Genomic DNA, 21,855 nt, shown 5'->3' on the forward strand with positions numbered 1-21,855 from the left:
TTACTACTAGTCGTGTTACTACTTGGCGCGACGCTGTTACCTGCGGCCTCGTATTCGACCGCGGATGTCGACCGGGGGCGACCCTCGGCATCACTGACGACCCACAGGCTCTCATCGCGCTCGACACCGCGACAGGCGTCAGAATCGGTCACACGGACCAGCTCGTCGTCGTCACGAACAACCTCCAAAACACCGCCACGATGACGGTGACGCTAAACGACGCGTCGGCCACGAAAGCAGATCTCGTGGTCGACGGTATCTCTGTCGGGGACGAGTATACTGTCGATCTCGACGCGACCGAGAGTGTCGCTGTTGACGTTGCGATACCGGACGACGACACCTACGTCGATGAGAAAATCGTGTTCGATACATCCGCTGACAGCGTCGGTATCGACGCCGTCGCCACGAATCGGAGTGCAACGATCGAGGATACCACTCAATGATGGCCACTGGCGCCGCCAAAGTTCGATATCTCCTTTCAGAGAACGGCCGGATGCTTAGTCAACTCGGCGCTCTCTTGCTGTTAGTCGGCTTTATCGGTGTCGCCGTCACGATGGTGTTCCCGCCGACGATGGCTGTGACTGAGGTGACCGACCGGTCGCTCGTGGAAACAGGGACCACCACGACAGCGACGGTCGAGAACGACCACGCGATGTACCAGGCTGGCGAGGAGCTAACCAATGAACCTGTGTATCTCCGCGGAGTCTCCCCGAGTGTTACGGTGACCGCGACGACACGAGCACCGCCGGATGACGTCGTTGTCGACCAGCAGGTCTCGATCCTGTACACGGCATCCTCGACCGAGGACGGCGTATTTCGACGGCAGAAACACGCGATAACGTCTACATCCGGAACGATAGAAGGGAACGCCGCCACCGTCGATAGTGTGGCAACGGTTCAGAGCGCGGATCTCGCCGACACGCTGCGGGAGATGCGTGCGGAGATCGGGGATGCTGGCAGTGTCAACGCGTATCTCCACGTCGAAACCACTTATTCCAGTGACGATTATGAAGGATCTCTCGAGGATCGGGCCGAACTCACCGTCAGTCCTGACTCCTACCGTGTCCCAGTTCTTTCGGTTAGCAAGGAACACCGAACGACGGCGTCGTACGCCGCCCCAGTTAGCGACAAAGTGTTCCAGACGACGTCTCCGGTGGCTGGCTCCGTCATTGTCCCCCACATGACCCTGGTCTTCCTGGTCCTCTCGGTGATCGGTGGTGTGGTCCTCGGCGCCGCACGATACGGGCGCAGGGAGTTCGATGCTGATCGCGAGCGTGACAGGATCCATCGCCTGCGCTACGACGAGTGGATCTCTGGCGGAGACCTGCCGACAGCGTTCTCCAAGCATCTAGAAGTTATCCCGATGGATTCGCTCGAAGGCCTCGTCGATATCGCTATCGACTCCGAGACACGCGTGATCCACGACTCACAGCAGGGTCGTTATGCCGTTTTCACAGACGCGGCCGTGTTTGTCTTCCGTCCGGATACCACTGCCGGGTTTTTATTCAATAGGGAGGTGCAAGACACCGACAAATAACGGTATCGAGATCTCACTTCAGACTGCCGAGGCTGATGGACTGGATGCAAGCGATGAGCGTGCAGTACTTCAGTTCGGGACCTATGACGATCTCGTCGACAGCCTCACTCCGCTGCGCCTTGATCTCATCCAGGCGATCGCCAAAGAGCGTCCATCCAGCATGCGTGAGGCTACACGACTCGTCGACCGCGACGTCTCCGATATCCATGCAGATCTGAAACAGCTGGACGTGCTGGGTATCCTCGAGCTCAAGGAGGGAGGCCTTGGCGGAACGATCCAGCCAGTTGTCCCCTTCGATAAAATCGAGATGCACATCGATTACCCACTTCTCGACGACGTCGACGTAGACAGTACTCCCGCTAGCGCGGACTAGCCACTTGTTTTCACCCTCTGAAAGGGTGCGAGGGCTATCAGATGGCTCTCAGTGACACGACCAACGAACGGGAGGTGTCCAGAAAGGAAGCCACGGAACCATCCAGAGAGCGACTCGACCGTCAGCACTGCGAGCGATCAACTGCCCATCGATTCAGTACCCACGACTCGGTCCCTGATGAGACGTGGACGGGGCAACCGATCTGGGAGTGCCACGTATGTAGCACAGCTCGTCACGGGCCCGCTCGCGAATAGTGGAAAACGGACTCGTCGATTAACCAATAGAGACGAACGAGACCGCGTTTTGTTGGTTAACACTGCGAACGCCCGCAAGGCCGACGTCAGTCACGGTGGCCTATCCGCGCCGGCGAGCGGTGAGGCGCTTCCAGTGGAGCAACAGTTCCAACAGGGTAAACGGATGCACTGTGTGCTCAGCAATCTCAATCGGCTCGACGTCGACCGGTTGGACGACGCGGATCGAGAACGAGTCGAGATCACGAGAAGCCTCCTGGGAGAGGTGAGCCTTCTCACACGGCCGGATGCCGGAGACGAGACGAACATTCACGCGGACCCCTCACTGGCGTCTCCATCCACGCTCAGGGGAGGCGTTCCAGAGCCGGTACAACATCCCTCGATGAGGGTGTACGGAGCAGTCGACGCACGCTCGGCAGTTCCAGTATCGGAAAGCGATCCGGTGCGCGCGACACGGTCACGCGGGGTGTCCGGCAGCGTATTCTGCTATCATGTGGGTCGGTACCTCTTCACAGACTAACAGAGACCACAACGGTGCAGTCCCTCGATTAGTCCGAGTTAAACGGGATTAAAACCGTGAATCCGAGGGAAGACGACTGAATCCAGATACAGCGTTTGGACGGTTCATACGGGTTGGCGAGAGAGGTGGCGACATAATGAACACCGAACGTATCGCACTGGTCGTGGTCACGCTGGCGCTCCTCGTCGGTGGGGCCGCGACATTGTTCGCACCGACCATTCTTTCCGAGCCGGGTACCGCCCCCGGCCACGCGGAGGCAACGACCACCGCCGTCATGGATGGTGGGCTCGCGTCGTTGTTCGGATTCACGCTCTGGGGCGTGACGCTCCTTTTCGGGGCCACCGCACTCGTTTGGTTCGTCCTCACGACTGTCGTTGGGGCGGGCTACGAGGCGCCGCCGAACGAATACGGCCTTGAGAACATCCAAGTTCAGAATTATGACTGTCGACGCCGCTGAGGTCGTCCAGGAGACCGTCGATTCCCTGCCCGAGGGGCTCGAGGACGTGCACGTGATCGCGGAATCGGCCATCGACGTGACTGGAGCGACAGTCCACGTCGTCCCAGAGGACTTCACGTGTCGTGCAGTCCGGAAGGGCCGCGCACAGGAGTGGGCGCGGCAGGCGCTGGACTGTCAGGAGGAGTTCGTGTTGTATCTCGACGAGGACAGCATCGTCGAGTCACTAGACGGGCTCCCGGATGCAGATATCGTCCAACTCCGCGAGAAACCTCGCCGCACGGGATCGAATCTGAGCTATCTGGCCGATATGTACCGGATGGGCGTCCAGTTCGAACAGCGCGCATTCGCGCGACTCTCGATTCCGCTGTTCGCGTGGGGTGGCGGGATCGCTGTTCGCACCGAGGTCGAAGAGAAGACGACATGGGATCGTGAGACGCTGGTCGAGGACACCGCGTTCGTCTGGGCAGCGTTTCAGGAGTTCGACGTGACGTTCGCACTGGCGGATGCGGTCTGCCGGAACGAGGCGCCGCCATCGCTGTACGAGATCCTGCAGCAGCGTCGCCGCTGGGCGGCTGGCAACGTGCAGGCATCGGCGATGCTCCCGCTGCGGTACGAGGTACTGACGCGGGTGCGGAACTACGCCTGGGCGCTCTCGCCGATCGTCACCCTGCTCGTCGTCCCGCTGTCGCTCCTGAGCGTGACGATCGTCTATAGCGGGTTGTTCTTTGTGGCGTCCATGGGACTGGCGCTGTGTACGCTCGGCTGGTTCCTTCTGGGTGTTATCTACTACGGTGACAACCACCGTCAGTGGATACTGGCACTCCCGCTGGCGCCGGTGATCACCGTTATCCACTCGATGGGGACAATCGCAGGTCTCCTCAACCCACCGGAGACGTTCCGCGTGACGACGAAGGTAGGTAGCAAGTGATCAATTACGTCCAGCAGCTGTCTTGATTTTCAGGCAAGCGACGCATCTGCGGGTTCGGTTGGCGTCGAGTGTGTCGGTATAGCTCCTGATGGGTGAGAGGCGCTGGCCTATCCCGCTCGTGTTCGATAGCGACGGACGAGACAACCGACCGAAAGGGACAACGATACACCAGAAATCGTCCACTGGTCAAACACGACAGCCACAAACGCCTGGTTATCGCTGAGTTGCTGGAGGGGGCGGAACAGACCGACGTACGGCGTCGAAGCCCTCCGCGCGGATTTCAGTTCCCCCGAACCGATCGACGAGTAGTGTTGTTCGTCCCCCGGAAGGGGTGCGGGGCGAACCAGTCGCGGGTTGCCCTGCAAGGTGATTGCTCGATGGGACATCGCGCACTCGTTGCGTACGAACGAACCGACGGACAGTACACGCTTCACTACAGTCACTGAGGTACTGAGAACCTGAAGCTGAAGCACCGAATCTCGGCTGAAACGCCGTTCGGTGGCGAGGACACCGACTCGAAGTGGGTAAAACAGCTCATCGCGGAACTGGCCGATGGCCTCGAGGCAGATGCCGTCGACGGCTACCTCGCCGGCGAAGACCGACCGGCAACTCTCGTCGAGCCGAAGCCCCGCACCACCGGCCTCACGCTGGAGGAGATCATCGCTGACCACCTCGACTACCTCCACCACGAGGCGTTCTACGTGGTGTCGACGACGTTCGAAGTGACTACGTATCGGACGCTGTGGTTCGGCCTCCAGTACGACTCGGAGACAGTCGAACAGGGAGAGACGGTCGGGAACGGCGCGCTTGCGACGGTGCGCTGGTACGACGGCGAGCCGGTCGGCGACGGCCACCTGAAAGGGCAGTTCGCGGCCCTCAAAGACGTCGGCGGCGACATAATCGACAAAGGCGTCTTCACACCGTCGGCGGCGAGGCAGTATCTGAAACGGAAGCTGGCCGAGTGGGTCGCGATCAACAAGAACTGCTCATTCCGACCAGGGAATCGCCGTTCAGAAAGGGCGATCCGGCTCTATTGAGATCCTCTGCAGTTGATACGAGTCGCGTACAAGATACAGAGGTTCCGTTCACCACCTGGGGGAGGTATCGCAGCAAGAGGCTCCGTGCAAGTCAGTCGAAGCTATCGGTCCGATATTGCAACGAAACCTGCCATCTGACCGCGCATGTTTTCTTTAGTCGAGTATATCGGGATTGTCCTGGTCAAGTGGGTCTTCGAGGTCACCGATGATCGTCTCCAGCAGGTCGGTGACGGTAACCAGCCCGACCACGTCGCCGTCTTCGATGACGAGGGCAATCTCCTGCCGTTCGGCCTGGAACTGATCGATCGCGTCGCTCACGTCGGTATCCGGTGAGAGTGTCATCGTCGGTGCTGCCAATTCAGTAAACGCACCGTTGCCAGCAGACAGTTCCTTACGGCGGTTGAACAGGGCCGGGCTGTAGACGATGCCACGGAACTCGGTGAGGTCCTCACCGATCAGTGGATACCGCGTGTGTGGGTGCTCTTCGAGTTTCCGGAAGTTCGATTCAGGATCATCCTCAGTAGACAGCGCCACGATTTCCTCGGGCGGAATCATGACTTCTCCCACCGACTGCTCGCCGATGGCCAAGGCGTTCATAACCTCCTCACTGCGTTCCTCGGCCAACTCACCCTCGTTGAGCACCGACCCAAGCTCGTTTCGGAGGTCCGCACGGGTTTCGATAACTTCCTCACCGGTTTCGGTCCACGATTGGGTCATCTTGATGCCGAACAGGCCGAGTGTCGCTTTTGCAACCGAGTCACCGACCCAGATGGCCGGAGCGAGTATTTTGGAGAACCAGTACAGTGGTCGCGCTCCATACTGAGCGACCTGTTTGGAGCGCTCAACGCCGAGGTACGTCGGTGTCTGTTCGCCGTGGGTGAGATGAACCAGGTTGATGAGAAGAAATCCGAGGAGCGAACCAGCCCCGATCGATGCGAGGGTCGTGTTCTCGAACAGGGTTCGAACAGGGCTGCGAGTCCGGGTTCGGCGATGATCCCCAGCGCAATACTGGTCCCAGAAATCCATACCTGACACGTCGTCAGATAAAACTCCAGGTCGTTAGTCATCTCCCAGGCGAGTTCGAGTCCAGGCGTGTTGAACTCCGATTCGGGATACTGCCTGAGACGGGTCAGGGCGAATTCAATTGCAACAAAGTAGGCGTTTACCCCGATAAGGACGATACCACCGAGAATCCGTAGTCCGATCTCGAGCGGTTCCATCATCTATTATACCGACAGTAGACAGAAAATAGTGTTCACATCAGGACAATGACGAAGGCACAAAAGGCACGGTACACAGGCACAACCAAGGCACGAGGTACGCGCCCTGTATTCAGCAAGCCAGCTGGAATATATAACTGATTGAGGAATTCTACAAGAGCAGCGAGCTTGAATCACTCTTGATCCTGCTTGCTTCGTGAGTGCTGCTGTTTTTCAGGGGCCGGAATGGGTGAGCCCTGCCGTAGGCTCGTGATTCGATGACCTCAGACGACCCGTTTCACGACTGCGAGTTGGATCCCGAGGCGATCCTCGGGACACACCTTCGAAGACGTCCTGTTCACCGACGAGACGGAAACCCCGGTGAACGTGCTCACCGGTGAGACACCGGCGCATTCGCGAGCGACCGTGGAGGAGGCAAAGGAGTTCGCTGCGAGTATCGACACGGAGACGCCCCAGATCGCGCTCCCCGCATCCGTCGAGTCGCAGGTCGAAACCCAGAGCAAGCCCTACACGGCGGCCGCATTCTTCCACTTCAAGGCGACTGGCTCGCTCGAACGCCACCGTGCTTACCATGCCGCCTACGAGGCGGACGAATTCGTCGTCGACTTCGAGGCCGACTACGAATCGGGCGACCTGACCATCACTGTCGAACGAGCGGACGAGTCCTGAGAACCCTCCGTCACGAGGGAGTTTTTCGAGCGCCGGCGATGGGTGCCGACGCAGCTGGAGCGAGCAACGATCCCCAGAGCGTCGGCGCTTCGAGGTGTTCGAGATGCATATGGTCATTTACACACTGGTAGAAGTATCGACGCACGACGACGCGCTGGCCACCGGAAAGTCAGTGTTCGACCGCCTGGTCGGGGCGGACCCACACGCCGGCGCCGTCTTCGATTACTACGTGACCTTCGATGAGGAGGACACGTCCGTTGCGGGGAAGGCGCGATGGGGAGAGTTGCCGACTGCAGCCCCTGTCGACTCCGATGACGGCCAGGACCTGCTCGAACGTGGGTGGGAGGCGACGAAGGAAGAGTTCGAGCGCAATCTCGACCGGGTGAAAGAGGCCATCGACGAACTCTCCGACGAGGAGATCATGCGCGACGAAGAGCTCGCCCGGCACGCCTTCCACCAGGTCGGCGCCTACGACGGCCCGACGATCTTCCTGTACACCGAACACGCAACCGGTATTCGCCACCGCGAGCAGCTGGATCGAATCCTCGAGGAAAGCGAGGACCTCTGGATCGTGCCCGCCGACGTCCACTTCTGAACAATGCCCCGAATCACCAACTGGCGACGCGAGTGCCGCTCGCCAACACTCGTGTATCGGAACACCGAGACCGGTGCGCGAGCCGTCCTGCATCGAGCACCGGACTCGTACCGGCACAAGTGGCGTGGGGCAATCCTCGTCGACGGCTACCCGATCTGGTCGCGGGGGTACGAGACGAAGGACGCGAAATCGTTCCGTGACGAGCTCCGGGAGCGGCCAGCGCCTGAACTGAGTTGTCCCGAGTGTCCGAACGATGACGTCCTCGTCGGCGAGAAGTCAGCAGACGGGGCGAGGGTACAGCGCTGGTACGACTGTCCCGACTGGCAGCAGCGTTCACCCGAAGGCGGCTGCAAGCACCTGCGTCGCGCCGATCACGAGATCAAACGGGGGCGCGTTCCCCGACCAGACGGCCGCCTTCCTTCCCCGTAGGGCAGCGATTGAGCTACTCCACGGGATGGACTGTGTCGCCATCTCGACGGACCCGGTCGAACGTTGAGAGATACGCGATCCGGTCCCGAACCTCCTCGTCATCCAGCTCCAGTTCCGCGGCCAGTTCGTCGACGGCCATCGGCTCGTCGAGTGCCTGGAGGACTTCGAGCCCCCGGTAGTACCTATTCGTGAGCTCCTGGACGCGGGCCTCGATCGGCGTGGTCACTCCGTACCGCTCCTCGAGTTCAACCAGAGCCTCGTTCGCGAACGTGGCGAACTGATCGTCCCCCAGGCGTTCGATCTGGGCTTCGAGTTCATCCCGGACGACGTCGTAATCGAGGCCGGCCTGCACGAGCATACTCATGTCCTCGATGTCGTCGTCGCGGCCTGCGATTGCCTTGAACAGGAAGATATCCTCGTTGCTAACCAGCCGGACCGTCAGTCGATCCAGGTTGAGGAACGGCTCACTGCGCTCTTGCATACCGTCGGTGAGCACGAGCTTGTTCGCGACTTGCTGGTTGAAGATGTCGAGGCGACACCCATCGTCGTTCTCGACGCAGCTCGTCGCGCCCAGCGCCCGGTAATCTGGATCCAGCGACTGGACCTCCGCATACCCGAGGTCCATCAGGACGGCCCACAGCTGACCGTACGCGTCGCCATCTGGGACGACAAGGTCGATATCTTTCGTCGCCCCCTTGAGGTCGCGTAGCGACATCGCGCCACCACCGATCAGGTAGACCGTGAGCGGTTCAGATAGCCCGTCTCCGATTCGCTGGAATTCGTTCTCGATGTACTCGCGTCCGAATGTTGGTCTCATTGTGGTAGTGGCACCTCGTAGTCAGCCGCCAACTCCTGGAACTCGTCCCACTCCGGGAGCCGGTCGTCGTCGATCTCGCCGTGCGTCTCGAGGTAGCGGAGCAAGGCGTCGATTTCGTCTTCGAGGCCATACTTCGCCGCCTGCTCTCGGAGATCCTCCTCGTCGACGTCGACGTGGCTGAGCAGGAGGAGACAGTACGAGCGGTGTCGGCTGCCGTCGTCGATCAGCAGCGTGTGACAGCAGAGCTCCGCCGGCGAGACTGCGTCGAGGTCTTCGGAGTAGACGTAGTAGCGGTGGCCGGTGAGCAGGAACTGGAGGTCATAGGCCGCGAATCGAGCAAGGCCGGTTTCGTGGAACGCCTCCGCGTCGATCTCCATCTCGGCCTGGAGGAGGAATTCGTCGTAGTCCTCCCAGAGAATCGTGCCCTTCGGGGCGACGGCTTCGAGGCGTTGGCGATGCAGATGGTGTGCGAGTTCACGGGCGAACGCGTGTAGGCGGTCGAAGTCGGCATTGAACTCGTAGCGGCCGTCGGCCGTCCCGACGAGACCACGGTCACGAAACCGCTTGAGGACACGGTTGACCGTGTTGCGGTAGTTGTCGCTCCGGTCGGCGATCTCGGAGACGGTTCGCGGCTGGTCGAGGTAGTACAGCACCTCGAGTGCCTTGCCGGTCAGCAGCTCGGGGAACTCGATGTGGGAGTACTGGCGGACGAGGTCCTGATAGAGTTCGACGGCGCGAGCATCCGACGGGACGACTCGTTTTCGGCGGCCGTCGCGTTCCGTGTAGACGAGCCCCTTCTCGACGAGGTCGCCGACGGCACGAGAGAGGTAGCTCTCGCTGTGGTCGAGCTTCGTCGCGAGTTCGGAGATCGTGTCGCCGCGGTCGACCGTGGCGAGGACCTCGAGTTCGATGCGCCGGAGCACGGTGTAACACAGTACGAAACTTGTATATAAAGAAGTTTCGAGTAGTGTTACAGACAGAGAGGAATAAGAGCTTGCCCCATCGTCTCGCTCTTATGTAGAATTGCGGAAAACCCCGATAACGAGACAATCAACGATTGACTCGACGGATTCACCCGCTATGTTGAATGAGCGAACGATTCCGAAGGTGTGAGCGGCCTGTTCCAAGCCCTGCTTGGACAGGCCGCGGAACTTCCGCAACCACGGCTGGACAAGCGAAAACAGGCACTCAGCTTGGTTAATATGAACGCTTTCTGGCGATACATACCTCTCTTTGTGGATGACCGTTCGGTGGTCAAAGTCCATCTGTCGGTACGCCTGGAGTCCGTCGGTTCAGACCTCTCCCAGCGGCTGGGAGAGGTCTTTAGCCTCCTGTATCACCGGTTCAAGATCGCTGCTGTAGTCGATCCCAAGTTGGCCGCGAATCACGCGAAGCGAGTCGCGGCACGCCGCGACCAGCGTTATCTGATCACCGTGGCGGCCTCGCCAACGAGATCGACCAGTTTGGGACGAGCCGCCGCGAGAACGGCTGTTCCGCGGCGGCTCTTGGCCTTTGTAGCCCGAATAGACCTCGCCAGATTCGTCGACTTGCGTCGGTCCGTCGATGGTTTGATCGAGGAGGCTCCAGACGACGGGGAAGCCGCGCTGAACCGCGGCTTCCACGTCTCGAATGGCTGTGTAGACGGTTCTATAGGCTCGACCGAGAAACGGCGCGATCTGGTTGATACTGAGCAACGTATCGGCGTACAGCGTGAACGCGAGAAGCACCTCCCAGCAGGCGAGGTGTTTCTCGTGGAACGGCGTTCCGTAGGTGAAAACCGGCTTAAAATTGCAGTTACGGCACCAGATTCGGTCGATACTCTCCCAGGTCACGATGCTCTGGTGGCCGCACCGTGGACAGGACGTATTCTCCCAGAATTCCTTGAGTCGCCGCTCGATGCGGACATCGAGCGGCTCCGTGTCGATCTCGACAACGCCCAGCTCGATCAGCTCTCGAAACATCGCTCCGAACGCTGGCTGAGTAGAAGACATATTGCCAGATTAGCGCCGACTCAGTGTAACAATACGGTCTTTCCGCAGCTTTGCATAAGAGCGAGTCCTTCAGCGCCCGCCCGAGGTGGAGGCGTATCCTGATTTTCGTCCGAAACCAACCCTGATATCGAGCAAATCAGTAAGGAATTTCGCTGAGTATCCGCCACACTACACCCCGTGTGCAAAATGAAAAAGCAGAATATTTTGTCTTTTTAATTGATCAACTCGATTTTTCGAGTATTGCGATTACGATGACGATTAACCATACGTAAACTATCTTGAGCAGGTTCCGAGACATTTGATCTGGCACGCGGTGAATTCGCATATCAATCCAAGATCTGGTTAGCATATGTTACTACAACTATGGTATTACTAACAGGAAATCCCGGTTTGCGAGATAAATATATTATGGCTTATAGGAATATACACCCCCCGTGTGCGATATGAAATACCAGATCATCACTCGGACAGGCTATCTTTCTTCGAGGAGGGAATCCGGGCCACTCACTCAAGTATGACTAATAGGTCTTTCAAACCCTTGATCGGTGATAGGTTCCAATGGTCATGCTGAATACAAAGCGTATATCGGTCAACCGTTATCTCCTCCGTGCGTCAACTGGTGGTGAAATACCTTTGTGTACCAAGCAGTAACGTGATATCAGTGGTCTACGTTACTGACTGACATGGACGTGATTATGAACCAAGTCACAGGAACAGTCCACAAACATGAGGGCGGTAAGTCGGATTGTCAGACTCTTTGTGGAATCCACTATCATCTATCGCATGATAATCTTCACCCCACCACAACCGACCAGTCAAATACCGTCACGAGCGCCAGTAAATGCGGGCGGTGCTTCGATGGTGGAGGCGGGTACTGAAACGTCCATCCGCAAAAGTTAGCAGTAACCGCAGAACAGACTCCACAGTGAATATATGCTCTACATCTTGTACACGAATTCTGACAGATAATCAGAACGTTTCGTTGCATCGCCGGAGGGGAACTACTAGCAGATCTCAGTTCCCGTGACCGCACATTTTTAGAGGGACTCTTTCGGAAAGCGGTATTCATCAGCGTTCTCTTCCCGACTTCGATAGCGAGAGTGGCGTTTGGGATTGGCCCTCTGCTGAACGAAAGCAACGGCATTGCGTTCAATCGACGATCTACCCCCGCTGTACTGTGATTCTGGAGAAAATATTCGTTATGGGCGCTGCAGGCTCGCGTTCGACGATCGAAGGGATCGACCTTTCTGGCGTGAGGTGGCCGAAATCGGCCATTTGAGAGTCGGGTGATCTGTCTGGTTTTGAATATGTCTTGGAGCCTGTGCTGACTACAGCGCGCATATCTCACACAGAATCCTGCACAGATTCCGATCCCTCGGATCGGTCGGTACAGGTGATTCAAGTATCGGTAAGGATAAAATCGCAGGGGAGACCGGTATCTATCTGCTTGGAAAGACAAGAAATTTGATGTTCCTTTAAAATGGTATATGTATGAGTCGGTTTATTGACCACGCAGCATCATCCGGTATATCTGATCATGTCGGCAGGATATGACGCATTTCCGGCAGGTTACATCCGCTTCGACAAAGTCAGGCGGTCAGTACCAGAGCCGACCAAGATACAGGTATCCGATGACGTTGCTCTCGAAACGCTCCATATACCAGGGGCCGATGAGGCGCTTGTTTTCATTCATGGAGGCCTTGGTTCGTTATGGAATCCGTATCCACAGTTGCATGCGTTTGCTGGAGAACGGGACCTCGTGACGTACTCGTTGGCGGGCAATGGCAACTCAACGACCCGACCAACGCAATCTATTAACGGTCACGTGGCCGATCTCCAAGCCCTACTCAAAGAACTCGATATTGATCGGCCAATTCTCCACGGTCACAGCTACGGTACAGCGGTCGCTATCGAGTACGCGAAGCAGCACCCGACAAGCGCACTCGTTCTCCATGCGGGCGGTGATCACGACCTCACACCAGCGTGGGAAAAGCCCTTCTTACGGCTCTTTCTTGCCCTCAGTCTGTACAGGTTACCGTCAAACAAGACCTTGATGCGTCGATTGGCTCACAGCGTCGGTGCACACGAAGAGACCTCCAGGGGTGTCATCGAAGACTTCCTTCAATCGAACCCGATGCCGCACCGCCGTTCGGCGTGGACAACGGTCACGGAGGGGTTTTGGGGGTATGACGGGCGTGATGATATGAGCCTCATCGACTGTCCAGCGCTGGTCATCTATGGACCTGCTGATGGGATCGTCCCTCTTGACGTGGCACGAAGTACTGCCAGCCGGATTTCGCAAGGTGTATTCTGCCAGTTAGAGCGAACCGGTCACATCGGAATGATCGAACGGCCCGCGATATACAACAGTTTGCTTCGGGCGGTCAGTACAACCGTCAAAACAGATCAACCATTAGTAGAATCGATGACGGAGGTACGGGATGCAGAAATTTCAAACGAGTAGTGAACAGAATCGTCGTTATCACTCCACAATTCGATTCCACTAAGATCAATATCTAAGACACTGCTGTAAGAGTGTTGGCTGCGGTAGTTGCCGGTCTCACTTTGGCACCTTCGTTCTCCCAGATCGCTATCGGTCGGAACACCACCCGCTGAGAGAGCAGTCGTATCCCACTATAAGGATCTGATTGGGCATCGATTCAGTCGTTACTTTCCGTAGCTGTCTATTTTATACTGCGACAACCATTGCGATCATCATACCTGTTGACTGGCACCAAGTGGATCTTGGGGCAAGCTAGAAGTACACAGTATCGAAATTTCTAGCAAGTCGGCAGGGAGAGTTGATGATGTCTCAGGATACACCGCGGTACGACGCGTTTACGAATCGGGCACGTAGCTACGGGGTTGAGATCACCGAGTGTCCTCCGGACGACGTCGCGGCAGCGGTCGATGAGCGGATCGAGGGGCCGGCCATCGGCACACCATTGCCGTGGCCAGACGTCGAGTTGCCGGAGCAAGTAACAACTGCGCCCACGCCAGCGGATCTGGAGAATGCAGCCACTGGTGTTACGGCAGCTTCGCTGGCGATCGCCGAGTACGGGAGTCTCGTTCTCAGGATGGACGAACTCGGGAGCGAGCCGGTAAGTCTGTTCAACGACCGGCACGTTGTCGTCCTTCGGAAGCAAGACATCGTTCCGGATATGGCAGCAGCCTTCGAGTGGCTCGGCGACGAACTCCGGGAAACACGCGGTTCGGCGATTCTCGCAACCGGTCCTTCAGCAACTGCGGACATGGGCGCGCTGGTGCAGGGTGCGCACGGTCCGAAAGAAGTGGAGGTGATCGTTGTTTCATGAGCTCACAGCGAGAGTCGAAAGCAGCCCATATTCGACACATCCTGGAGACGGAGGGCGAGGCAGTCGCCGCTAACACGAGAGGATTTAACGCGGGACGATACGAATCTGTTGCCGATCTCGAGTCGTACGAGCAGCTTCGCGCGGAAGCGAGGGCGATCAAGGAAGACGCCATCGAACGGCTACCTGCTCTTCTCGACGAACTCACTGAAACGGTCGAGGAGAACGGTGGAACCGTCTATATCGCTGATGATGCCGCCGATGCCAACGAGTACATTTCGGACGTCTGTTCGCAAGCGGAGGCCGACCGCCTCGTCAAAAGCAAGTCGATGACGAGCGAGGAGATCACGGTCAACGAGCACCTCGAACGTGAGGGCGTCGACGTCGTCGAGACCGACCTCGGCGAGTGGGTCCTTCAGGTCGCTGACGAGGCTCCAAGCCATATCGTCGCTCCCGCGATCCACAAGTCTCGTGAGGATATTGCGACCCTCTTTAACAAGCAGTTCGAGCCTGCCGACGAACTCGAAACGGCCGAGGAACTGACGATGTTTGCCCGGGAGAAGCTGGGTGAACAGATCCGGGGCGCCGATGTCGGAATGACTGGTGCGAACTTTCTCACGGCGGATTCCGGGACCATGGCGCTGGTAACGAGCGAGGGCAACGCCCGCAAGACTGTGACCGTTCCGGACACGCAGATCACTGTCGCTGGCGTCGAAAAGATCGTCCCGAGCATCGAGGACCTGCAGCCCTTTATCGAACTGATCGGCCGCTCCGGGACGGGACAGGACATCACGAGTTATATCTCGTTGCTCACGCCCCCGATCAACTCTCCACCGGTCGATTTCGACGATCGAGAGACACCGATCGGCGGCGATGGCGAGGGCCGTGAGTTCCATCTCGTCCTCATCGACAACGGGCGGTTGGCGATGCGAGAGGACGAAGATCTCCGGGAGACACTGTACTGTATCCGGTGTTCGGCCTGCTCGAACACCTGTGCGAACTTCCAGTCCGTTGGTGGCCATGTGTTTGGTGGTGAGACGTACTCCGGCGGAATCGCCACGGGGTGGGAAGCTGGCGTACATGGTACCGACACCGCAGCGGAATTCAACGATCTCTGCACGGGCTGTTCGCGCTGTGTCGAGGCCTGCCCGGTCAATATCGATATCCCGTGGATCAATACCGTCGTCCGGGATCGAATCAACACCGAGACCGACACCAGCGCCGAGTTTCTGGTCGATGGATTGACGCCTGATACCGAGAGTTCTGGGCCGGGACTCCAGAAACGCCTGTTCGGCAACTTCGAGACGCTTGCCAAACTCGGTAGCGCGTTCGCACCCCTCTCGAACTGGGCTGCAAATTCTCTGCCGGCTTCGTACCTCCTTGAACGCGTCGCAGGCGTCGACCGGAGGCGGGACCTCCCCGCGTTCCGCCGGACGACATTTGTCGAGTGGTTCGAAAGCCGTGACGATATTCCACCGAGTGATCCGGACTGGACAGTCGTGCTCTATCCCGACCTGTACACGAACTACATGCTAGTCGAGCGCGGAAAGGCGGCTGTCAGAGCGCTGGAAGCACTTGGTGCTGAGGTCGTCGTCCCGCCGGTACCAGGGGCTGGGCGGGCACCACTCTCGCAGGGAATGATCGATACGGCCCGGACGAAAGCAGAACGCGTCGTCGAGCAGCTTGGCCCATACGTCAAGCAGGGAGACGACGTGGTCGTAATTGAGCCGAGTGACCTGGCGATGTTCCGTAACGATTACGCCAGGCTCCTTCCGGAAGAGCAGCACGAACCGCTCGCGGCGAACAGCTACGAGATTCTCGAATACATCTACGGGCTCCTCGAAAACGGTGCCAATCCCGACGAGCTGACTGTCGCTGCCGACGGGGAAACGGTTGCCTATCACGCCCACTGCCAACAGCGTACGATGGGACTCGACGAGTATGGCCTCTCCGTCCTAGACCGACTGGAGTACGAGGTGACAACAAGCGATGTCGAGTGCTGTGGAATGGCTGGATCGTTCGGCTACAAGCAGCAGTACTACGAGCTTTCGATCGACGTCGGCTCGAATCTGGAGACACAGCTCGACGAGGCGGACTGTGAACATACCCTTGCAAGCGGCATGTCTTGTACGGACCAGATTGGAGACCTCGTGGGCGACGAGCCGATGCATGTCGTCGAGCTCATCGCTCCTGATTGAGCTGCTCTTCGCTCGGTCGCTTCATTAGCAAGCTCGCTCTTGAGGAACATCACAACCTCGAAGGATGGAAATGATGCGTGGCTTCAAAGCGCAATATTGTTCGTGAATTGAATTATAGAAGGTACAGGAGAAAACCCACGGCTTTAGCCGTGGGATGAATCCGACAACACGGAACCAATCCACGTTTCGATACCTGTCCGAGAGTTCCAATCCATACTTTCAACTGACAGGCACTCCGATTCAAGAATAGGACTCAGGCGAGAAGAGAGTGATTCTGCCTTGTCCTCCGATGGCGGCTTCGCCGCCCCAAGCAACCAAGCAGTAATCGAAACCAGTTGATGACCGCCCGATTCTCACAGAGTCGGCGTGGAGTTGACTGTTGCACGCACCAGGAAAGTAACTCCGAGTCCGTCGAAGCCTGTCGGACTCTCCGAGGCAAAAACAACTCTGGGAGTCCGAACATGACAGAGGATAGGAGTACCGGGGCTTGGCACTCCCAGCAGTCTCACTCGTCACAGTCCGTGAACTCTACACGGATTCTGACCGTGTCAGGGTTCGGTGGGACTGCAAACCTGAAATCTCTAACACTCAGGATTCCTCCGCGTTCACGCGGAGGAGGATGTCAATCCGTCCGGGGCCTGATACTGCGCGGTGCGATCAGGGCAAGCGGACTCGAAAGAGAACGGCGGGGTGGTCGTCCGCGAACGTTCTGGGTGCTCTCAAGCGTGGGCAGTGTATCCAGCGTCTTCGACGGCTTGTACAAGGGCCATGACGTCGGCGTCACCATTGACTCTCGCCTGTTCGGCCTCACGATCGGCGGTGGCGTCAGTCACGCCAGATACGTCTTGAAGGGTCTCTTTAACGGTCTGTTCACAGTGTTCGCACGTCATCCCCTCGACGGTGATCGTTTGACTCATTCCGGTGAAAAATACGGACGGCTCCTCTTTGTCATTTGCTGCTTCGATACTGTTGTTCGAACGGTTATGAAACGACGTATTCCAAAGTATCTTCAGGGAAATAGTATTGTATCCTGCGTCCTTTTGGGCCAGTATGCGGGACTTGGATGAAACCGACATGGAGATTCTCTCGCTGTTAGCCGAGAACGCCCGTCGCCCGTTCAGCGCGATCGGCGAGGAAGTTGGCCTCTCGGGGCCAGCCGTCTCAGATCGCGTTACACGGCTCCAAGAGACCGGAGTCATCAACAACTTCACTATCGATGTCGACCGTACTAAACTCAGAGCTGGTGTACCGGTACTCGTTCAACTGGATCTCCCGTCTGAGTCGTTCGACGCGGTACGCGAGCGGGTCAGAAACGACGACGCCGTCGAACACGTGTTCATTACGTCGGAGGGCGACCTCTGGTTCTATGGACGTGCAGAAGCACAGAACGTCCGAGCATGGGTGAACACGCTTCTCGATGGCGCTAACTCGGTTGATTACACAGTCACGTTAGTCGACGAAGTCGAGTGGACACCGTCGATTGACGGCGTCGAGTTCGCACTCACGTGTGCCGAGTGCAGTAATACTGTGGATTCTGAGGGGGAGACGAGTCGTATTGATGGAGAGCTCTATCATTTCTGTTGTCAATCGTGTCAGAGTCGATTCTGAAGATCGACACCAGCGTCTCGAAGAGGGCATATAGCGCTGACTTCGGTTTGGAACCGAAAGTAAACGCCGTCGATTACCCTCACTATCCAAGTGAGAACTCACCTAACGGGGTAGCTCCTACAGTATGATATGGAAACACGCACAGCACAACTGGACATCACAGGAATGACCTGTGCCAACTGCTCGGGGACAGTTGGGGACGCCCTGGAGTCACTCGACGGCGTCATCGAGGCGAACGCCAATTTCGCCACGGACGAGGGCTCCGTCGAGTACAACCCTGACGAGGTATCGCTCGCAGAGATCTACGGGGCGATCGAGGACGCCGGCTACGGTGCGGTGTCTGACACGGTGACCATCGGCATCTCCGATATGACCTGTGCCAACTGTGTGCAGACGAACGAGACCGCGCTCGAGAACACGCCGGGTGTTATCGCGGCCGAGGCGAACTTCGCCACCGACGAAGCGCAGGTCAGGTACAACCCCGCGGACACCTCACTCGACGCGCTCTACGACGCTATCGAGGACGCTGGTTACTCGCCGGTTCGTGAAGACAGCAACAGCGGTGAATCGGGTAAAGACGCTCGGGACGCTGCACGACAGGGTGAGATTCTGAAAACAGCTTCGACTGACGCTGTTCGGAGCCGCGCTCTCGGCCCCGATGCTGTTTTTCCTCGCAGAGAAGTTCCTGCTCGGCGGGGGAATTCTCCCGGAGACGGTCCTCGGCGTCGAATTCGGATGGGTCGAGTTCCTGCTGGCGACACCAGTTCAGGCCGTGCTCGGCTGGCCGTTCTACAAGAACTCGTACAACGCGCTGATCAACAACAGGCGCGCCAACATGGACGTTCTCATCGCACTGGGTTCGTCCACTGCGTATTTCTACTCAATCGCAGTACTCGCGGAATTGATCGCGGGGGCTGTACTTCGACACTGCCGCGTTGATCCTCGTGTTCATCACCCTCGGGAACTACCTCGAAGCCCGCTCGAAAGGGCAGGCAGGTGACGCCCTTCGAAAGCTCCTCGAAATGGAGGCCGAGACGGCCACCCTCGTCGACGAGGACGGTACCGAAGTGGAAGTGCCACTCGAAGAGGTCACCGTCGGCGACCGTATGAAGGTCCGGCCCGGCGAGCAGATTCCGACCGACGGCGTCGTCATCGACGGGCAGAGCGCCGTCGACGAGTCGATGGTCACCGGCGAGTCGGTTCCCGTCGAGAAAGGCGAGGGTGACGAGGTCGTCGGGTCCACTATCAACGAGAACGGTGTGCTCGTCGTTGAGGCGACGAAGGTCGGTGCGGACACGGCGCTCCAGCAGATCGTCCAGACGGTCAAGGAAGCCCAGTCGCGCCAACCCGACATCCAGAATCTGGCGGACCGCATCTCGGCGTACTTCGTCCCAGCGGTCATCGCGAACGCGTTGCTGTGGGGCACTGTGTGGTTCCTCTTCCCCGCGACTTTCGCGGGCTTCGTTGAGGCACTCCCGCTATGGGGACTCGTCGCAGGTGGCCCCGTCGCCGCTGGAGGCGTCTCAGTCTTCGAGTTCGCGCTCATCGTCTTCGCATCGTCCGTGTTGATCGCCTGTCCCTGTGCGCTGGGGTTAGCGACGCCTGCTGCAACGATGGTTGGGACAACGATCGGTGCCCAGAACGGCGTCCTGTTCAAAGGCGGGGACATTCTTGAACGCGCGAAAGACGTCGACACGGTCGTCTTTGACAAGACCGGGACGCTCACAAAAGGTGAAATGGAGCTAACGGACGTCGTGGTCTTCGACGGTGACGGCCAACCTGTCGCTGACGGTGGAGAGCCGGCAGCCGACGGCGGAGCGCTAACTGCACGCGATCGTCTCAGTGAGGACGACGTCCTCCGATTCGCAGCGACGGCCGAAAGTGGAAGCGAGCATCCGCTTGCGCGGGCCATTGTCGATGGAGCTGAAGCCCGTGGTATCGACGTGACCGACCCGGACGCCTTCGAGAACGTCCCCGGCCACGGCATCAAAGCGACGGTCGGTGACAATGAGGTGCTGGTCGGCAACCGCAAGCTGCTGCGCGACAACGGGATCGACCCCTCGCCCGCTCAGGAGACAATGGAGCGCCTCGAGAACGAGGGGAAGACGGCAATGCTCGTCGCGTTGCGCGGTTCGGAGCGAAGCGGCGACCGCGATGCGAGCGGCGAACAGCCGCGAGCGGAGGGCAAACTCATCGGTGTGGTCGCTGACGCCGACACGATCAAAGAAAGTGCAACCGAGGCCGTGAGCCAACTGCAGGAGCGCGGCATCGACGTGATGATGATCACCGGCGACAACGAGCGGACCGCCCTCTCCGTCGCCGAGCAGGTCGGGATCGACCCCGAAAATGTCCACGCGGAGGTGCTCCCCGAGGACAAATCCGATGCCGTCGAGGCCATTCAGGACGAAGGTCGCAAGGCGATGATGGTGGGCGACGGCGTCAACGACGCGCCCGCGCTCGCGGTGGCCCACGTCGGGACGGCCATCGGGAGCGGGACGGACGTCGCTATCGAAGCGGCGGACGTGACGCTGATGCGCGACGATCCACTCGACGTGGTGAAGGCTATCCGTATCTCGGACGCGACGCTCCAGAAGATCAAGCAGAACCTCGTGTGGGCGCTTGGGTACAACACGGCGATGATCCCGTTGGCTTCACTCGGGCTGCTCCAGCCCGTGCTCGCCGCCGGCGCGATGGCCTTCTCAAGTGTATCGGTGTTGTCGAACAGTCTACTGTTCCGCCGGTACACTCCGGATCACGATTACGAGCTCCTCGGTCGACTCCGCTAATCAGCTGGTTTCACCAGCAGCATTCTTCGTCGTGTCCGGAAAAAACGACTCTCTGGAGAGAGACGGCTACTCCTGAGTGACAATTCCACGAAGAACCGGATAGTACGCTGTCCCAGTCCAGACCCCTACATGTGGATGACCGATGTACTGGAATCGGCCGTGGAGGTCGGCGTACGTCCCAGCGACCTCTTCGGCCTGGTGAAATGTCGCATCCTCTCGGGGATGGTTATCGGGCGTGTTGTACTCAAGTCCGTAGTGTTCCTCGGGGTTCGACGCCGTCCAATGGACTGGGTCGGTTACGTACTCCCATACCTCCTCGGACGATGCGTCGATGATGATTTCGGCTTTGTCGGTGACGTACCTGGATTGACACCTAATCTATGATACGAAGGCGTTGTAAAGCCACGCGAAGGCATACATCAAGACGAAGCTGATCACCGCTGCCTCGACCATGCCCGCCACAGTCCCGACGATGGTCGGTTCGAAGAACAGGTGCCACTGCTCCATCGCTTCGACTGCGCCCTCATAGACGCCGATCGCTCCGAACACACCCAGCAGGAGCATCGCGGTGGCAGAGACGACTGCTGCTGCGCCCGCCAGTGCCAACGAATCGAGATGCATCACGTTGGTCGTGGAGTCCATTTCGTACGCATCTTGGTTTGTGGTAGTAGTGCTCATGACTACAGATACGCTCTACTCCTTCAATCGGGTTTCTCTTACAATTCGAAAGGGAGCGATTCCTTGGTAACACGGAGGAAAAATATCGTGGGGGAACCAGCGGTCCAACACCCAGATCTGTATGGCCGGTCCGTCGGAAGACCAAGGAGCCACCACCGACTGGAATCAGTGACACGCAAAAACTGATGAGCGCGAACGCAGTCCTCGAACGCTTGACCACCTCTGATAGCATGAGTCACCTTTGAATGCAAGATTTACTCCGCCCACTGCCCCGGTTTCTTAAGAACAAATAACAAAAAAGATGGCTGCGATCGTCTAAATATGCAAGCCGCCCTCGTCGACGGAATCCTCGAGTCGTTGCGGATCGGCGTCGGTTTCCTCTGGACTGCGGCGTGGGCGATCATCATGGGGCTCGTCATCACGAGTCTCGTTCAGGTTTTCAAAATCGTC

The 21,855-nt window shown here is 58.4% G+C and carries 11 protein-coding genes and 9 pseudogenes; 14 read left to right on the top strand and 6 right to left on the bottom strand.

Annotated features, from left to right (window positions below):
* Positions 1 to 200 precede the first annotated feature (200 nt).
* From ACFQH2_RS18820 to ACFQH2_RS18845, 6 genes and pseudogenes are all read left to right on the top strand, one after another.
* Positions 201 to 443 (top strand): hypothetical protein, encoded by a 243-nt coding sequence (locus ACFQH2_RS18820; RefSeq protein WP_377077039.1) that lies wholly within the window; start codon positions 201 to 203, stop codon positions 441 to 443.
* Complete coding sequence (locus ACFQH2_RS18825) at positions 440 to 1,537, top strand: DUF5305 family protein (RefSeq protein WP_377050259.1); 1,098 nt, start codon at positions 440 to 442, stop codon at positions 1,535 to 1,537. Before ACFQH2_RS18820 ends, ACFQH2_RS18825 begins: the two co-directional genes overlap by 4 nt.
* Before the next feature lie 4 nt (positions 1,538 to 1,541).
* Positions 1,542 to 1,910: a transcriptional regulator gene (locus ACFQH2_RS18830; RefSeq protein ID WP_377050831.1), complete on the top strand. Its 369-nt coding sequence runs from the start codon at positions 1,542 to 1,544 to the stop codon at positions 1,908 to 1,910.
* Positions 1,911 to 2,297: 387 nt separating this feature from the next.
* Positions 2,298 to 2,480, top strand: a pseudogene (locus tag ACFQH2_RS18835) (hypothetical protein); the annotation flags it as partial.
* A gap of 337 nt (positions 2,481 to 2,817) precedes the next feature.
* Positions 2,818 to 4,066: pseudogene (locus tag ACFQH2_RS18840) on the top strand (glycosyltransferase).
* A 377-nt stretch (positions 4,067 to 4,443) separates the two neighbouring features.
* Positions 4,444 to 5,084 (top strand): annotated as a pseudogene (locus ACFQH2_RS18845) (DUF6735 family protein); the annotation flags it as partial.
* A gap of 172 nt (positions 5,085 to 5,256) precedes the next feature.
* On the opposite strand, the pseudogene ACFQH2_RS18850 reads toward ACFQH2_RS18845, so the two are convergent.
* A pseudogene (locus ACFQH2_RS18850) lies at positions 5,257 to 6,323 on the bottom strand (CNNM domain-containing protein).
* A 257-nt stretch (positions 6,324 to 6,580) separates the two neighbouring features.
* Between ACFQH2_RS18850 and ACFQH2_RS18855 the strand changes: the two are divergent.
* The 3 genes and pseudogenes from ACFQH2_RS18855 to ACFQH2_RS18865 form a co-directional block, all read left to right on the top strand.
* Positions 6,581 to 6,992: pseudogene (locus ACFQH2_RS18855) on the top strand (hypothetical protein).
* A gap of 103 nt (positions 6,993 to 7,095) precedes the next feature.
* Entirely contained in the window at positions 7,096 to 7,587 is a 492-nt protein-coding gene (locus tag ACFQH2_RS18860; protein ID WP_377050263.1) for a hypothetical protein, read from the top strand.
* Between the two features lie 3 nt (positions 7,588 to 7,590).
* Positions 7,591 to 7,926: pseudogene (locus tag ACFQH2_RS18865) on the top strand (hypothetical protein); the annotation flags it as partial.
* A gap of 103 nt (positions 7,927 to 8,029) precedes the next feature.
* Here ACFQH2_RS18865 and ACFQH2_RS18870 read toward each other — a convergent pair.
* From ACFQH2_RS18870 to ACFQH2_RS18880, 3 genes and pseudogenes are all read right to left on the bottom strand, one after another.
* Positions 8,030 to 8,833 carry a DUF6036 family nucleotidyltransferase gene (locus ACFQH2_RS18870; protein WP_377050265.1) on the bottom strand — a complete coding sequence of 268 codons (804 nt, stop codon included), beginning with the start codon at positions 8,831 to 8,833 and terminating at the stop codon, positions 8,030 to 8,032.
* The gene (locus ACFQH2_RS18875; protein WP_377050267.1) at positions 8,830 to 9,756 is read right to left on the bottom strand and encodes a helix-turn-helix transcriptional regulator; all 927 of its coding nucleotides are present in this window, start codon (positions 9,754 to 9,756) and stop codon (positions 8,830 to 8,832) included. The genes ACFQH2_RS18870 and ACFQH2_RS18875 overlap by 4 nt, the downstream gene beginning before the upstream one ends.
* Positions 9,757 to 9,846: 90 nt before the next feature.
* Positions 9,847 to 10,824 (bottom strand): annotated as a pseudogene (locus ACFQH2_RS18880) (IS1595 family transposase).
* Between the two features lie 1,504 nt (positions 10,825 to 12,328).
* Here ACFQH2_RS18880 and ACFQH2_RS18885 point away from each other — a divergent pair.
* The 3 genes from ACFQH2_RS18885 to ACFQH2_RS18895 all read left to right on the top strand — a co-directional run bounded on the left by ACFQH2_RS18885 (position 12,329) and on the right by ACFQH2_RS18895 (position 16,333).
* Entirely contained in the window at positions 12,329 to 13,288 is a 960-nt protein-coding gene (locus ACFQH2_RS18885; protein WP_377050269.1) for an alpha/beta fold hydrolase, read from the top strand.
* Between the two features lie 340 nt (positions 13,289 to 13,628).
* Positions 13,629 to 14,138, top strand: coding sequence for a LutC/YkgG family protein (locus ACFQH2_RS18890; RefSeq protein WP_377050271.1), 510 nt, complete (start codon positions 13,629 to 13,631; stop codon positions 14,136 to 14,138).
* A complete protein-coding gene (locus ACFQH2_RS18895) occupies positions 14,135 to 16,333 on the top strand; it encodes an LUD domain-containing protein (RefSeq protein WP_377050815.1) in 2,199 nt (732 codons plus the stop codon). Before ACFQH2_RS18890 ends, ACFQH2_RS18895 begins: the two co-directional genes overlap by 4 nt.
* Positions 16,334 to 17,052: 719 nt before the next feature.
* Here ACFQH2_RS18895 and ACFQH2_RS18900 read toward each other — a convergent pair.
* Positions 17,053 to 17,250, bottom strand: coding sequence for a heavy-metal-associated domain-containing protein (locus tag ACFQH2_RS18900; RefSeq protein ID WP_377050835.1), 198 nt, complete (start codon positions 17,248 to 17,250; stop codon positions 17,053 to 17,055).
* Between the two features lie 133 nt (positions 17,251 to 17,383).
* On the opposite strand from ACFQH2_RS18900, the pseudogene ACFQH2_RS18905 reads away from it, so the two are divergent.
* Both ACFQH2_RS18905 and ACFQH2_RS18910 read left to right on the top strand, forming a co-directional pair.
* Positions 17,384 to 17,975, top strand: a pseudogene (locus ACFQH2_RS18905) (AsnC family transcriptional regulator).
* Positions 17,976 to 18,070: 95 nt separating this feature from the next.
* Positions 18,071 to 20,727 (top strand): annotated as a pseudogene (locus ACFQH2_RS18910) (heavy metal translocating P-type ATPase).
* 378 nt (positions 20,728 to 21,105) lie between these two features.
* Here ACFQH2_RS18910 and ACFQH2_RS18915 read toward each other — a convergent pair.
* On the bottom strand, positions 21,106 to 21,405 hold the full coding sequence (locus tag ACFQH2_RS18915; RefSeq protein ID WP_377050277.1) for a hypothetical protein: 300 nt from the start codon (positions 21,403 to 21,405) through the stop codon (positions 21,106 to 21,108).
* Positions 21,406 to 21,855 lie beyond the last annotated feature (450 nt).

It is taken from the genome of Natronoarchaeum sp. GCM10025703 (assembly GCF_042661985.1).
Classification (GTDB): domain Archaea; phylum Halobacteriota; class Halobacteria; order Halobacteriales; family Natronoarchaeaceae; genus Natranaeroarchaeum.

Excerpts from the sequence above, each read along its gene's own strand:
- ACFQH2_RS18820 (WP_377077039.1), top strand. The coding sequence starts at position 201 with ATGACGGTGACGCTAAACGACGCGTCGGCCACGAAAGCAGATCTCGTG.
- ACFQH2_RS18825 (WP_377050259.1), top strand. The coding sequence starts at position 440 with ATGATGGCCACTGGCGCCGCCAAAGTTCGATATCTCCTTTCAGAGAAC.
- ACFQH2_RS18860 (WP_377050263.1), top strand. The coding sequence starts at position 7,096 with ATGCATATGGTCATTTACACACTGGTAGAAGTATCGACGCACGACGAC.
- ACFQH2_RS18870 (WP_377050265.1), bottom strand. The coding sequence starts at position 8,833 with ATGAGACCAACATTCGGACGCGAGTACATCGAGAACGAATTCCAGCGA.
- ACFQH2_RS18890 (WP_377050271.1), top strand. The coding sequence starts at position 13,629 with ATGATGTCTCAGGATACACCGCGGTACGACGCGTTTACGAATCGGGCA.
- ACFQH2_RS18895 (WP_377050815.1), top strand. The coding sequence starts at position 14,135 with ATGAGCTCACAGCGAGAGTCGAAAGCAGCCCATATTCGACACATCCTG.
- ACFQH2_RS18900 (WP_377050835.1), bottom strand. The coding sequence starts at position 17,250 with ATGAGTCAAACGATCACCGTCGAGGGGATGACGTGCGAACACTGTGAA.
- ACFQH2_RS18915 (WP_377050277.1), bottom strand. The coding sequence starts at position 21,405 with ATGAGCACTACTACCACAAACCAAGATGCGTACGAAATGGACTCCACG.